This window comes from Pseudomonas sp. MF5691, assembly GCF_016405645.1.
Classification (GTDB): domain Bacteria; phylum Pseudomonadota; class Gammaproteobacteria; order Pseudomonadales; family Pseudomonadaceae; genus Aquipseudomonas; species Aquipseudomonas shahriarae.
In genome coordinates this window covers 137,826-150,897 of the sequence record NZ_JAEKDC010000012.1, presented here as the reverse complement: position 1 = coordinate 150,897, position 13,072 = coordinate 137,826, and the positions used below count along the sequence as shown (strand labels likewise).

At 57.9% G+C, this 13,072-nt stretch carries 12 protein-coding genes and 2 tRNA genes; 1 reads left to right on the top strand and 13 read right to left on the bottom strand.

Translation table 11 applies throughout. From position 1 onward, the window contains the following. Positions 1-12 precede the first annotated feature (12 nt). The 9 genes from rimP to rlmE form a co-directional block, all read right to left on the bottom strand. On the bottom strand, positions 13-471 hold the full coding sequence (gene rimP / locus JFT44_RS18265; RefSeq protein ID WP_032862957.1) for a ribosome maturation factor RimP: 459 nt from the start codon (positions 469-471) through the stop codon (positions 13-15). Positions 472-611: 140 nt separating this feature from the next. Then, positions 612-688 (bottom strand) — tRNA-Met (locus JFT44_RS18260). Positions 689-784: 96 nt separating this feature from the next. Next, positions 785-870: transfer RNA gene (locus JFT44_RS18255), tRNA-Leu, on the bottom strand. A 21-nt stretch (positions 871-891) separates the two neighbouring features. Then, positions 892-1,275: a preprotein translocase subunit SecG gene (gene secG / locus JFT44_RS18250; protein ID WP_029298979.1), complete on the bottom strand. Its 384-nt coding sequence runs from the start codon at positions 1,273-1,275 to the stop codon at positions 892-894. A gap of 4 nt (positions 1,276-1,279) precedes the next feature. Further along, complete coding sequence (gene tpiA, locus JFT44_RS18245; RefSeq protein ID WP_057960657.1) at positions 1,280-2,035, bottom strand: triose-phosphate isomerase; 756 nt, start codon at positions 2,033-2,035, stop codon at positions 1,280-1,282. A gap of 66 nt (positions 2,036-2,101) precedes the next feature. Then, entirely contained in the window at positions 2,102-3,439 is a 1,338-nt protein-coding gene (glmM, locus tag JFT44_RS18240; protein WP_057440170.1) for a phosphoglucosamine mutase, read from the bottom strand. A gap of 16 nt (positions 3,440-3,455) precedes the next feature. After that, positions 3,456-4,307, bottom strand: a complete 852-nt coding sequence (folP, locus tag JFT44_RS18235) for a dihydropteroate synthase (RefSeq protein WP_198831004.1) — start codon at positions 4,305-4,307, stop codon at positions 3,456-3,458. Between the two features lie 8 nt (positions 4,308-4,315). Continuing rightward, positions 4,316-6,226, bottom strand: a complete 1,911-nt coding sequence (gene ftsH, locus JFT44_RS18230; RefSeq protein WP_029298988.1) for an ATP-dependent zinc metalloprotease FtsH — start codon at positions 6,224-6,226, stop codon at positions 4,316-4,318. Between the two features lie 200 nt (positions 6,227-6,426). Then, on the bottom strand, positions 6,427-7,077 hold the full coding sequence (gene rlmE / locus JFT44_RS18225; protein WP_038445965.1) for a 23S rRNA (uridine(2552)-2'-O)-methyltransferase RlmE: 651 nt from the start codon (positions 7,075-7,077) through the stop codon (positions 6,427-6,429). Positions 7,078-7,182: 105 nt separating this feature from the next. Here rlmE and JFT44_RS18220 point away from each other — a divergent pair, with 105 nt between their 5' ends. After that, the gene (locus JFT44_RS18220; RefSeq protein WP_029298992.1) at positions 7,183-7,491 is read left to right on the top strand and encodes a YhbY family RNA-binding protein; all 309 of its coding nucleotides are present in this window, start codon (positions 7,183-7,185) and stop codon (positions 7,489-7,491) included. 8 nt (positions 7,492-7,499) lie between these two features. On the opposite strand, the gene JFT44_RS18215 is transcribed toward JFT44_RS18220, so the two are convergent. The 4 genes from JFT44_RS18215 to carA all read right to left on the bottom strand — a co-directional run bounded on the left by JFT44_RS18215 (position 7,500) and on the right by carA (position 12,869). Continuing rightward, positions 7,500-7,904 carry a hypothetical protein gene (locus tag JFT44_RS18215; RefSeq protein ID WP_057444151.1) on the bottom strand — a complete coding sequence of 135 codons (405 nt, stop codon included), beginning with the start codon at positions 7,902-7,904 and terminating at the stop codon, positions 7,500-7,502. Positions 7,905-7,932: 28 nt separating this feature from the next. Beyond that, entirely contained in the window at positions 7,933-8,409 is a 477-nt protein-coding gene (gene greA / locus JFT44_RS18210) for a transcription elongation factor GreA (protein WP_032862903.1), read from the bottom strand. After that, positions 8,406-11,627 carry a carbamoyl-phosphate synthase large subunit gene (gene carB, locus JFT44_RS18205; RefSeq protein WP_057960660.1) on the bottom strand — a complete coding sequence of 1,074 codons (3,222 nt, stop codon included), beginning with the start codon at positions 11,625-11,627 and terminating at the stop codon, positions 8,406-8,408. Before carB ends, greA begins: the two co-directional genes overlap by 4 nt. A gap of 105 nt (positions 11,628-11,732) precedes the next feature. Then, complete coding sequence (gene carA / locus JFT44_RS18200) at positions 11,733-12,869, bottom strand: glutamine-hydrolyzing carbamoyl-phosphate synthase small subunit (protein ID WP_198831003.1); 1,137 nt, start codon at positions 12,867-12,869, stop codon at positions 11,733-11,735. Positions 12,870-13,072 lie beyond the last annotated feature (203 nt).

Sequence of the window (13,072 nt, the reverse complement as noted above, 5' to 3'; positions counted from 1 at the left end):
TTCTGGCACGTCTCAGTCAAAACTGGGAATAATGTTGGCCTTGTCGATCATATCGATCGGCAACAGGAACTCGTGGTCTTCTACCTGCACCACTACATCCTGTTCTTCTACACCGCGCAGAAGGCCCTGAAAGTTGCGTCGCCCTTCGAAAGGGGATCGCAGCTTGATCTTCACTTGTTCACCGACATATTTAGCAAACTGCTCAATAGTGAACAGTGGGCGTTCCATGCCTGGCGAGGAAACTTCGAGGGTGTATTCAACGGCGATCGGATCTTCAACATCCAGGACACCGCTGATCTGACGGCTGACGATGGCACAATCGTCCACCAGCACACCGCCCTCTTTATCGATATAAACGCGCAACATTGAGTGGCGACCTTGAGCCGAAAACTCAATACCCCAGCATTCATAGCCTAGGGCCACGACCACCGGGGCCAGCAAGGCCTGCAACTCTTCTAGCTTGCTCGACACCTGAACCCCCTCGTGCATGTATGTGCATGCTGTGCAAAATAAAAAAATGGGCGAAACGCCCATCCTTGAAACGCCGTCGAACAGCGGCGTTGAAAGTGTCCAGCTAACAAAAAGCCCCTTAAAAGGGGCTCCGCTAAAACTGGTTGCGGGGGCCGGATTTGAACCGACGACCTTCGGGTTATGAGCCCGACGAGCTACCAGACTGCTCCACCCCGCGACAAAGCTGGGGCGGAAGTATACGACCGATCCTTTACAGGGTCAATGTAACCTTCCACCTACAAGAAAGCCCGCAACAGCGGGCTCTCCTGATAATTGGTACCGAGAAGGGGACTCGAACCCCTACACCCTATGGGCACAACCACCTCAAGGTTGCGTGTCTACCAATTCCACCACCTCGGCAATACAGCGTTTACAACCTTCTTACTTCTGCTCTTGAGCTGGAGGCACGTCAGTCGCTGGAGTAGCCGACTTTTGCTCTTGAAGCACCGGGACATCATCAGAAGCCGGTTTTGCTTTTGGAACTTCCAACACTGCTGGATCTGGCAAACCTGCTTGAGTCAGCACATGAGCTTTCTCTTTAGCAAAGTAACCTAACCCCAGGCTGGTTATGAAGAAACCGGCGGCAAGTATAGCAGTAAACTTACTAAGAAAGGTAGAGGAACCTTGGCTTCCGAACACAGTATTTGAAGCACCTGCCCCGAAAGACGCACCAGCGTCCGCACCTTTACCCTGTTGCAGCAATACCAGGGCAACAACGCCCAGTGCACCCAACAGATGAAAAACGACTACGACTGTTTCCAGCATTTTCTCAGTTTCCCGCGGCGCGACAAATCGCACCGAACTCATCTGCATTCAGGGAAGCTCCACCAATGAGCCCCCCATCGATATCCGGCATGCCGAACAGTTCGACCGCATTGGCCGCCTTCACGCTGCCGCCGTATAGAAGCCGCACACCTTGTGCGACCTCAGAATTCTCTGCCGCCAACTGCGCGCGAATGGCTGCGTGCACATCCTGCGCCTGTTGCGGTGTAGCAGTCAGCCCGGTGCCAATGGCCCAGACCGGCTCGTAAGCAATCACTGCCTTTGCAAACGCACCAACACCCAACTCCTCGATGATGCTGCCCAGCTGACGCGAGACAACTTCAAGAGTCTTGCCCGATTCACGCTGCTCAAGGGTCTCCCCTATGCACAACACCGGAATCAGGCCACAAGCCTGTGCTGCTGCGAACTTGCGATTGAGTATCCCATCACGTTCGCCCATCATCTGACGGCGCTCGGAGTGCCCAACAAGCACATAGGAACAACCCGCATCCACCAGCTGACTCGGTGCAATCTCACCGGTCAACGCACCCTGCATGGCTTCCACCGCAGAATTCTGCGCGCCGACCTGGATCGACTTGCCTTTCAAGCCATCAACCACTTGGTTGATATGCAAGCAAGGCGGGAATACCGCGATATCAACACCGCTCGGCAGGGCCAGGTGACGAAGGCCATTGACCAGCTCAGCGACACTGGCGCGGGTACCGTGCATCTTCCAGTTACCAGCTACCATAGTGCGACGCATGCTGTACCTCGTCGGTCAAAGTGGGCGCAGATGTTACCCAACCACATCAACACTGGCAAGCCGAATTCAGGCGCAAACTTCAGTTACCAGTTTTGCCAGCTCTTCGGCGTAGCCGCGAACCTGTGTTTCATCATCGCCTTCGACCATCACACGCACCAAAGGCTCGGTCCCAGACTTGCGCAACAAGACCCGACCACGCCCCGCCATAGCGACGGTTACGCGCTCACAGGCTTCCTTGATCGCCGGGTGCTCGATAGGGTTTTCGCCGCCCGAAAAGCGCACATTGAGCAGCACCTGCGGGCACTTGCGCAGCGCCTGGCGCGCCAGGGCCAGGCTTTCGTCACGCCGACGCAGAGCCAACAGCACCTGCAGCGCCGCAATGATCGCATCCCCGGTCGTGGTGTGCTGGAAGCACACGACATGCCCCGAATTCTCGCCACCTACCAGCCAGTTGCGTTCCAGCAGCTCGGCAATCACGTAGCGGTCGCCCACATTGGCCCGCACGAACGGGATCCCCAGGTCTGCCAGGGCCAGCTCCAGCCCCAGATTACTCATCAGGGTACCGACCACACCACCTTGCAGCTTGTTACGCTCATGCAGGTCGCGGGCAATGATGAACAGCAGGTCGTCACCGTCGACGATGGCGCCGGTATGATCGACCATCAACACGCGGTCGCCGTCGCCATCGAAGGCAATACCCAGGTCCGCGTGCTCGGCCAATACTGCTGCCTGCAATTGACCCATATGGGTCGAACCACAGTTATCGTTGATGTTCAGGCCGTTGGGCTGGGCCGACAGCACTGTAACCTCGGCACCCAACTCCTTGAATACACTGGGAGCAACCTTGTAGGTTGCACCATGGGCACAGTCGATGACCACCTTGAGCCCGGCAAAATTGGTGCTGGTAGGCACGCTGCTTTTGCAAAACTCGATATAACGGCCAGACGCATCGTTAATCCGTGAAACCTTGCCCAGCTTGCTCGATTCGACGACGGTCATCGGCGCATCCAGCAACTCTTCAATCATGTGCTCGATCGCGTCCGGCAGCTTGGTGCCCTGGCCCGAGAAGAATTTGATGCCATTGTCATCATGGGGATTGTGCGAGGCACTGATCACAATACCGGCTTCAGCGTGAAAGGTACGCGTCAGGTAAGCGATCGCAGGCGTAGGCATCGGCCCCAGCAGCATCACATCTGCCCCGGCGGCAGACAGGCCCGCCTCCAGCGCAGACTCGAACATATAGCCAGAAATCCGCGTGTCCTTACCCACCAGGATGCGGCATGCCCCCATGCTGCGGAAGGCCATCCCGGCCGCCCAGCCCAGCTTGAGCATAAAGTCCGGAGTGATCGGGAATTCGCCGACCCGACCACGAATACCGTCGGTGCCAAAATATTTCTTTGTCATAAGTGCTCCATCATTCTTATTCGGCTGATTCTACTGCTTCGATCATCCGTACAACGTCAACTGTCTCGGCCACATCGTGCACCCGCAGAATACGCGCGCCCTTGGCCACGGCAAACGCCGCCAGGGCCAGGCCGCCGTACAGACGCTCACCCACAGGGCGATTCAAGGCCATGCCTATCATGCTCTTGCGCGACACCCCAACCAACAGGGGGCGACCAAGGGCATGCAGCGATTCCATATGTTTGAACAGGCTCAGGTTGTGCTGCAGGGTTTTGGCAAAACCAAACCCGGGATCGAGAATGATCCGCTCAGGGGCAATTCCCACAGCGGCGCATTGGGCAATGCGATCGCCAAGAAATTCCGTCACTTCTTCGACCAGGTGATCATAGTGCGGCGCGTCCTGCATCGTCCCGGGCTCGCCGAGCATATGCATCAGACAGACAGGCAACCCGGTGGCCGCCGCCGCATCCAGCGCGCCGTCGCGCTGCAGCGAGCGCACGTCATTGATCAGTCCGGCCCCGAGCCGCGCGGTTTCGCGCATGACCGCCGGGGTCGAGGTGTCTACCGAAATAATGACATCCAGTTCGCGGTGAATACGCTCGACAATCGGCGCAACACGCTCCATTTCCTCCACAGGGGAAACAGCACGCGCGCCAGGCCGGGTTGATTCGCCCCCCACATCAATAATGGTCGCACCCGCAGCTACCATTGCCGCTGCATGGCGCAACGCCGCATCCAGCTGGCTGAAGCGACCACCATCGGAAAAGGAATCAGGGGTTACATTGAGAATGCCCATAACATGCGTATGGGCCAAATCAAGAACCCGGCTGCCGCAAGGCAACCGGGTGGAGGACAACACAGAAGTCATTTCAAGCCTTAAAGGTCGGCAGCCGGGCCGCCGATTGGGTTTTCCGGGCGTTCGTTCTGTACCACTGGCGGTGTGCCTGAAGTACCCGAACCACCTTCCCAATCACGAGGCTCGCGAGGCGTACGACCAGCCATGATGTCGTCGATCTGCTCGGCATCAATGGTCTCGTACTTCATCAGGGCATCTGCCATGGCGTCGAGCTTGTCACGGTTATCGGTGAGGATCTGCTTGGCCGTGCCGTAGCACTGGTCAATGATGCTGCGCACTTCAGAGTCGATCAGCTTGGCAGTCTCGCCGGAGAAGCTGGCACTTTGACCGCCACCACCACGACCCAGGAACACTTCGCCTTCTTCCTCGGCATACATCAGCGGGCCGAGTTTTTCGGACAGGCCCCACTTGGTAACCATATTCCGGGCAATCTGGCTGGCACGCATGATGTCGTTGGAAGCGCCGGTGGTCACACCGTCAAAGCCCAAGGTCATCTCTTCAGCGATACGACCGCCGTACAGCGAGCAGATCTGACTGATCAGAGCGCGCTTGGAGAGGCTGTAACGATCCTCTTCCGGCAGGAACATGGTGACACCCAGTGCCCGGCCGCGAGGAATGATCGACACTTTGTAGACCGGGTCGTGCTCAGGCACAACGCGACCGACAATGGCGTGACCAGCCTCGTGATAAGCGGTGTTCTGCTTCTCTTTCTCGGACATGACCATGGATTTGCGCTCGGCACCCATCATGATCTTGTCTTTGGCCAGCTCGAATTCTTTCATCTCGACAATGCGCTTGCCGGTACGGGCAGCGAACAGCGAGGCCTCGTTCACCAGGTTGGCCAGGTCGGCACCGGAGAAACCAGGGGTACCGCGGGCAATCACGCCTGGAGCGACGTCGTCGCCCATTGGCACTTTGCGCATGTGGACCTTGAGAATCTGCTCGCGGCCACGGATATCTGGCAAGCCAACCACAACCTGACGGTCGAAACGGCCCGGACGCAGCAGCGCCGGGTCAAGTACGTCAGGACGGTTGGTGGCGGCAATCACGATGATGCCGTCATTCATTTCAAAGCCGTCCATCTCGACCAGCAACTGGTTGAGGGTCTGCTCACGCTCGTCATGACCACCGCCCATGCCCGCACCACGATGGCGACCGACAGCGTCGATTTCGTCGATGAAGATGATGCATGGCGCGTGCTTCTTGGCCTGCTCGAACATGTCACGCACACGGCTGGCGCCCACACCGACGAACATCTCGACGAAGTCGGAACCGGAAATGGTGAAGAACGGCACCTTGGCTTCGCCGGCAATCGCCTTGGCGAGCAGGGTTTTACCGGTACCCGGAGGACCGACCATCAGTACACCGCGAGGAATACGGCCACCCAGGCGCTGAAACTTGCCCGGATCGCGCAGGAACTCGACCAACTCGCCAACTTCTTCCTTGGCTTCGTCGCAACCGGCAACGTCAGCCAGGGTGGTTTTTACCTGGTCTTCGGAAAGCAGGCGGGCCTTGCTCTTGCCGAAGCTCATCGGTCCGCCCTTGCCCCCTGCGCCGCCTTGCATCTGGCGCATGAAGAACATGAACACGGCGATAATCACCAGGATCGGGAAGCTGGCCACTAGGAGCTGGGTCCAGATGCTCTGCTGCTCAGGCTGCTTGCCCTCAACGACCACCTTGTTGTCCACCAGGTCGCCGATCAGACCATTGTCCTGGATCGCCGGACGGATGGTCTTGAAGCTGTCGCCATCGTTGCGCTTGCCAGTGATCACGTAGCCATCAACCGCTACGCGCTCGACCTTGCCATCCTTAACTTGCTGGATGAAGTCGGAATAGTTGAGGGTCTGCGGCTCGTTAGGGCTGGAGAAGTTGTTCATCACCGTCACCAGGACAGCCGCGATGATCAACCACAGGATCAGATTCTTTGCCATATCGTTCAATTAACTACCCTCTGAAGCAAGCTCCGCTACTGGCGCGCGCTTCGCATGATATTCACTGGCCTAACTTACTACATTACCTACAACTCTGGCAGGCGCCGTCTGTAACCCTTTGTGAAACTTTGACTACACAATATTCGTAAAGCTTCGTGACGAAAGCGATATAAAAAAACCTATCGACTCCCTTAAAACCTTTAAAGACGCTCATCACTGGCAGCGCCTTCGACACCGCGATAGCCGCGGCCCAGCAAATACTGCTCGCGAGACCTGTCCCTCGAGGAGTCAGGCTTGCGGGTCTGCACCTTGTCGAACAGCTTGCGCATGTTCTTGTGGTACTCGTCAAAACCTTCCCCAAGGAAGACCTTGACCAGAAAATCACCACCCGGACGCAGAACCCTTCCTGCCAGATCCAGTGCCAATTCGCACAGGAACATGGCGCGTGGCATATCCACGGCTGGTAATCCACTCATATTGGGGGCCATATCCGAAATCACAAGGTCTACCTGCGAATTTCCGACAGCCTCGAGGATCTGTGCCAGTACATCATCACGGGTAAAGTCGCCATGCACGAAGGTCACATCAGGGATGCTATCCATTTCCAGGATATCGGAAGCGATCAAACGGCCTTGCCCACCAATCAGACGACTGGTCACCTGGGACCAGCCACCGGGGGCTGCGCCGAGATCAATTACGCTCATGCCGGGACGGATCAACCGGTCCTTTTCCTGGATCTCCAGCAGCTTGTAGCTGGCCCGGGAACGGTAGCCATCCTTTTGCGCCTTTTTGACGTAAGGATCGTTGAAATGCTCTTTAAGCCAGTTAAGGCTAGTTTTGGAACGGGCCACGGGCCACCTCGAAAATAAAACGGGTCGTGATTAACTGGGCGGTCCCGGACTCGCTCGGGTAAACTGGCCGCCGCTTTTTACAAGATCAGACGCAGGGGTCAGATTATGCCGCTCACTCAAGAGCAGAAGAAACAGTACAAATCCATTGGCCACCATCTGAAACCAGTTTTGATTGTGGCCGACAACGGTTTGACTGAAGGTGTGTTAGCCGAACTTGAACGCGCATTAGGCGATCACGAGCTGATCAAGATCAAGGTCAATATCCTTGATCGCGAAGCGCGCCTGGCCGCCATTGCAGAACTGTGCAAGGTGGGCAAAGCGGACCTGGTTCAGGTCATCGGCAAGATGGCGCTGCTGTATCGCAAGAATTTCAGCGCCAACAAGCAACTGTCGAACGTTCATCGCTTCAAATGATGCAAGGGTCACGGGCGCGCTTCGCGCGCCCTGCCACTCCATCCCGGCGCAGGCTGTACCACCAGCACCAAGCCAGAAAACCCTAGCACAAGATAGCTGAACAGCTGCCAGCGCAACGCTTCCGGCAGCAATATGCGCACCACGCAATACATTGCGCACGCATACAGCGCCATCAACAGCAGTTGCCCGCGCATATCCCGCCACAAGCTCCCCAAGCCCTCGGCCTTGACCAGCACCAATGCCTGGAGAATCACGCACGCTGCCGCAAATCCCACCAGCAGCGCACTCAATAATCCGCCGATCTCATCGATCAGCAACGGCGCCAGGCCAATCATGCCCAGCACCGGCAATACACCAAGATGCAACAGCCATAGCCCGCCAACCCAAAGCATCTGGGCCAACTGCCAAAGCATGGCGCCCGCTCGAAGCGGGCGCCGTTTTTCAGATGTGACGAACTTCGACAATCTCGTACTCGATCACGCCACCGGGCGTCTTGACGGCCACCACATCACCCTCTTCCTTGGCAATCAAGGCGCGGGCCAGGGGCGAACCGACGGAGATCTTGCCGAGTTTGAAGTCAGCCTCGTCCTCACCCACGATGTGGTAAGTCACGCTTTCATCCGTCTCGACGTTGGCGATTTCTACAGTCGTGCCGAAAATCACCTTGCCGGTCTTGGGAATAGTCGTGACATCAATGATGACCGCATTCTGCATGCGCCCTTCGATATCACGGATCCGCGCCTCGACCATGCCCTGCTGCTCACGGGCAGCATGGTATTCGGCGTTTTCCTTCAAGTCGCCCAGCTCACGGGCCGTACCGATGTCCTGACTCAGCTTTGGACGTACGACCTTGGTCAGATGGGCGTGCTCCTCTTCCAGGGCCTTGGCGCCCTGGACAGTCATTGGGTATTTGATCATGCCTTCAATCCTGCGTGTAGATCCTGCAAGCGACGCACGGTCTTTTCCGGACCGAACTTGAGCGCTTCACAGATGGCTTCGCCAGCAGCAATGGTGGTGGTGCAGTAGATCTTGTGCTGCAAGGCGTTACGACGAATGGAGTAGGAATCCGCGATCGACTGGCGACCTTCGGTGGTGTTGATGATCAGGGTGACTTCGTCATTCTTGATCATATCGACCACGTGCGGACGACCTTCCGTTACCTTGTTCACGCGACGCACTTTCAGGCCAGCGGCTTCAATCAGCTTGGCGGTCCCGGCGGTGGCCACGACTTCGAAGCCCAAGTTGATCAGATCACGGGCCACGCCTGCAACCAGCGGCTTGTCATCATCACGCACGCTGATAAACGCAGTACCGCCGGTCGGCAGCACTTCGCTGGCGCCCATCTGGGCCTTGGCGAATGCTTCGCCGAAGGTATCGCCCACGCCCATCACTTCACCGGTGGACTTCATCTCTGGGCCCAGGATCGGGTCCACACCAGGGAATTTGGCGAATGGGAATACCGCCTCTTTCACGCTGTAGAAGTTCGGAATGATTTCCTTGGTGAAGCCGATTTCCTTCAAGGTCTTACCGGCCATGACACGGGCGGCAATCATCGCCAGGGACACACCGATGCACTTGGAAACAAACGGCACGGTACGCGAAGCACGCGGGTTGACTTCAATGACGTAGATGTCTTCGCCTTGCAGCGCCAACTGTACGTTCATCAGACCGACCACGCCCAGCTCCAGGGCCATTTTCTTGACCTGCTCGCGCATCTCGTCCTGGATGTGCAGCGGCAGCGAGTACGGCGGCAGGGAGCACGCGGAGTCACCGGAGTGAACACCCGCCTGCTCGATGTGCTGCATGATCGCGCCGATCACCACGTCGGTACCGTCGCAGACCGCATCCACGTCCATCTCGATGGCGCAGTTGAGGAAGTGGTCCAGCAGCACCGGGCTGTCGTTGGACACTTTCACCGCATCACGCAGGTAACGCTTGAGTTCTTCTTCTTCGTAGACGATTTCCATCGCCCGGCCGCCCAGCACGTAGGACGGACGCACCACCAACGGGTAGCCGATCTTGCTGGCTGCACGGATGGCTTCGTCTTCGCTGCGCACGGTCGCGTTTGGCGGCTGGCGCAGGTTCAGGCGTTCGACCATTTGCTGGAAGCGCTCACGGTCTTCGGCACGGTCGATGGCGTCAGGGCTGGTACCGATGATCGGCACGCCAGCCGCTTCCAGGGCACGCGCCAGTTTCAGCGGAGTTTGCCCGCCATACTGCACGATCACGCCTTTTGGCTTCTCGACGCGACAGATTTCCAGCACGTCTTCCAGCGTTACCGGCTCGAAGTACAGGCGGTCGGAAGTGTCGTAGTCAGTGGAAACAGTTTCCGGGTTGCAGTTGACCATGATGGTCTCGTACCCGTCTTCGCGCAGGGCGAGGGCGGCGTGTACGCAGCAGTAGTCGAACTCGATGCCCTGACCGATACGGTTTGGACCGCCGCCCAGGATGATGATCTTGTCGCGGCCCGACGGCGCGGCTTCGCACTCTTCCTCGTAGGTGGAGTACAGGTACGCGGTGTCGGTGGCGAACTCTGCGGCGCACGTGTCAACACGCTTGTAGACCGGGAAGATGTCCAGTTTGTGGCGGTGGGTGCGCAGGTTTTTCTCGGTCACGCCCAGCAGTTTGGCCAGACGCTGGTCGGAGAAGCCTTTGCGCTTGAGACGGAACATCAGGTCGCGGTCGATAGAGGAAAGACCCAGGGTCTTGACCTTCTCTTCTTCCTTGATCAGATCTTCGATCTGCACCAGGAACCACGGATCAATCATGTTCATGCCGAAGATGTCTTCGACGGTCATGCCCGCGCGGAAGGCGTCAGCCACATACCAGATACGCTCGGCGCCCGGCACGGTCAGCTCGCGCTTGAGGATGCTCATGCTTTCCGGATTGCTCAGGTCGAGCTTCTCATCCAGGCCGCAAACGCCCACTTCCAGGCCACGCAGGGCTTTCTGCAGGGACTCCTGGAATGTCCGGCCAATGGCCATGACTTCACCGACCGACTTCATCTGAGTGGTCAGGCGGGCGTCGGCTTTCGGGAACTTCTCGAAAGCGAAGCGTGGCAGCTTAGTAACTACGTAGTCGATCGACGGCTCAAAGGACGCCGGCGTAGCGCCGCCAGTGATTTCGTTTTGCAGCTCGTCCAAGGTGTAACCGATCGCCAGCTTGGCAGCGATGCGCGCAATCGGGAACCCGGTAGCTTTTGATGCCAGCGCCGAAGAACGCGACACACGCGGGTTCATCTCGATCACGACCATACGGCCTGTGTTCGGGCAAATACCGAACTGAACGTTGGAACCACCGGTTTCAACGCCGATCTCACGCAGTACCGCCAACGAGGCGTTACGCATGATCTGGTATTCCTTGTCCGTCAGGGTTTGCGCAGGAGCAACGGTGATCGAGTCACCGGTATGCACACCCATCGGGTCGAAGTTTTCGATCGAGCAGACGATGATGCAGTTGTCCTTTTTATCGCGGACAACTTCCATCTCGTACTCTTTCCAGCCGATCAGAGATTCGTCGATCAGCAGCTCTTTGGTCGGCGACAGATCCAGGCCGCGGGCGCAGATTTCTTCGAACTCTTCACGGTTGTAAGCGATACCGCCGCCGGTGCCGCCCATGGTGAAGGACGGCCGGATAATGCACGGGAAGCCGAGCTTTTCGAGAACCGCGTTGGCCTCTTCCATGCTGTGGGCGATACCCGAGCGCGGGCAATCAAGACCGATAGACTTCATGGCCTTGTCGAAACGCGAACGGTCTTCAGCCTTGTCGATGGTGTCGGCATTGGCGCCGATCATCTCTACGCCGAACTTTTCCAGGACGCCTTCGCGCTCCAGGTCCAGGGCGCAGTTCAGTGCAGTCTGGCCACCCATGGTCGGCAGCAGTGCGTCCGGACGCTCTTTCTCGATGATCTTGGCAACGGTCTGCCACTTGATCGGTTCGATGTAGGTGGCGTCGGCCATGTCCGGGTCGGTCATGATGGTGGCCGGGTTGGAGTTCACCAGGATGACGCGGTAACCCTCTTCGCGCAGGGCCTTGCAGGCCTGGGCGCCGGAGTAGTCGAATTCGCAGGCCTGGCCGATCACGATCGGGCCAGCGCCGAGAATCAGGATGCTTTTTATGTCTGTACGTTTTGGCATGGGTTTGTCACTCAAATCCGCAGGTCAGTCGGCAAGCCGTCTTGAACAATCTTTGAAGAGCCTGCGGGGGCCACCGAGAGTCGGGGCCGCCCGCAAGCCACTCAGTCAGCGTCGCTTGGCCATCTCATTGATGAAACGGTCGAACAGCGGCGCTACGTCGTTCGGGCCCGGGCTCGCTTCAGGGTGGCCCTGGAAGCTGAACGCGCTCTTGTCGGTGCGCTCGATACCCTGCAGGGAACCGTCGAACAGCGACTTGTGAATGGCACGCACGTTGGCCGGCAAGGTGGCTTCATCCACCGCAAAACCGTGGTTCTGGCTGGTGATCATCACGACACCGGTGTCCAGGTCTTGTACCGGGTGGTTGGCACCGTGATGGCCGTGGCCCATTTTCAGGGTCTTGGCGCCGGAGGCCAGGGCCAACAGCTGGTGGCCGAGGCAGATACCGAATACCGGGATCTCGGTGTCCAGCACTTCCTTGATGGCCTTGATCGCGTAGTCGCATGGCTCAGGGTCACCCGGGCCGTTGGACAGGAACACGCCATCCGGTTGCAGGGCCAGCACATCGCTGGCCGGGGTCTGGGCCGGGACCACGGTCACACGGCAACCGCGCTCGACCAGCATGCGCAGAATGTTGTACTTGATGCCGTAGTCGTAGGCCACGACGTGATACGGCAGCTCAGCCGCTTCGATGGTCGCGTGACTGTCGGTCTTCAAGTCCCAGACAGTGGAGCGCCACTCGTACTTCTCTTTGGTGCTGACGACTTTCGCCAGGTCCATGCCTTTGAGGCCAGGGAAGCCCTGCGCTGCAGCAATTGCCGCCTCTTCGGAAATATTGTCACCGGCCATGATGCAGCCGTTCTGCGAGCCTTTTTCACGCAAGATGCGTGTCAGGCGGCGCGTATCGATACCGGCGATCGCCACAACATTGTTGGCTTTCAGGTAATCGGACAGCGACATCGTGTTACGCCAGTTGCTCGCAACCAGTGGCAGGTCACGAATCACCAGACCGGCCGACCAGACACGATCAGACTCGACGTCTTCCGATGTAGTACCGGTGTTGCCGATATGCGGATAAGTCAGGGTAACGATCTGTTGGGCGTAGGAAGGATCGGTAAGGATTTCCTGATAGCCGGTCATGGCGGTGTTGAACACCACCTCTCCAACGGTCTGACCGTCGGCTCCAATGGCTTCGCCGCGAAAAATGCTGCCATCAGCAAGGGCGAGTATGGCTGGCTTAGTCAAGAAGACCTCCCGTAAATAAAGCCTGAAAGGGCGATCGCAGGTTGCAAAAAAGCGGAGTGACGTATGGACACGTCACCCCGCTTCTTCACTGAATTATTCTGCGCGCTTTTAGTGGACACACTAAAGCTGTAGCTTACAGAAAAAGGCTTTTTGGGTCCACCGCTAATGAGCCGAAAAGGCAGGAGAATGCGACAGGACGTCGC

Bases quoted from the DNA above. Each gene is read 5' to 3' on its own strand.
- secG (WP_029298979.1), bottom strand. From the start codon at position 1,275: ATGCTGGAAACAGTCGTAGTCGTTTTTCATCTGTTGGGTGCACTGGGC.
- tpiA (WP_057960657.1), bottom strand. From the start codon at position 2,035: ATGCGTCGCACTATGGTAGCTGGTAACTGGAAGATGCACGGTACCCGC.
- glmM (WP_057440170.1), bottom strand. From the start codon at position 3,439: ATGACAAAGAAATATTTTGGCACCGACGGTATTCGTGGTCGGGTCGGC.
- folP (WP_198831004.1), bottom strand. From the start codon at position 4,307: ATGACTTCTGTGTTGTCCTCCACCCGGTTGCCTTGCGGCAGCCGGGTT.
- ftsH (WP_029298988.1), bottom strand. From the start codon at position 6,226: ATGGCAAAGAATCTGATCCTGTGGTTGATCATCGCGGCTGTCCTGGTG.
- JFT44_RS18220 (WP_029298992.1), top strand. From the start codon at position 7,183: ATGCCGCTCACTCAAGAGCAGAAGAAACAGTACAAATCCATTGGCCAC.
- JFT44_RS18215 (WP_057444151.1), bottom strand. From the start codon at position 7,904: ATGCTTTGGCAGTTGGCCCAGATGCTTTGGGTTGGCGGGCTATGGCTG.
- greA (WP_032862903.1), bottom strand. From the start codon at position 8,409: ATGATCAAATACCCAATGACTGTCCAGGGCGCCAAGGCCCTGGAAGAG.
- carB (WP_057960660.1), bottom strand. From the start codon at position 11,627: ATGCCAAAACGTACAGACATAAAAAGCATCCTGATTCTCGGCGCTGGC.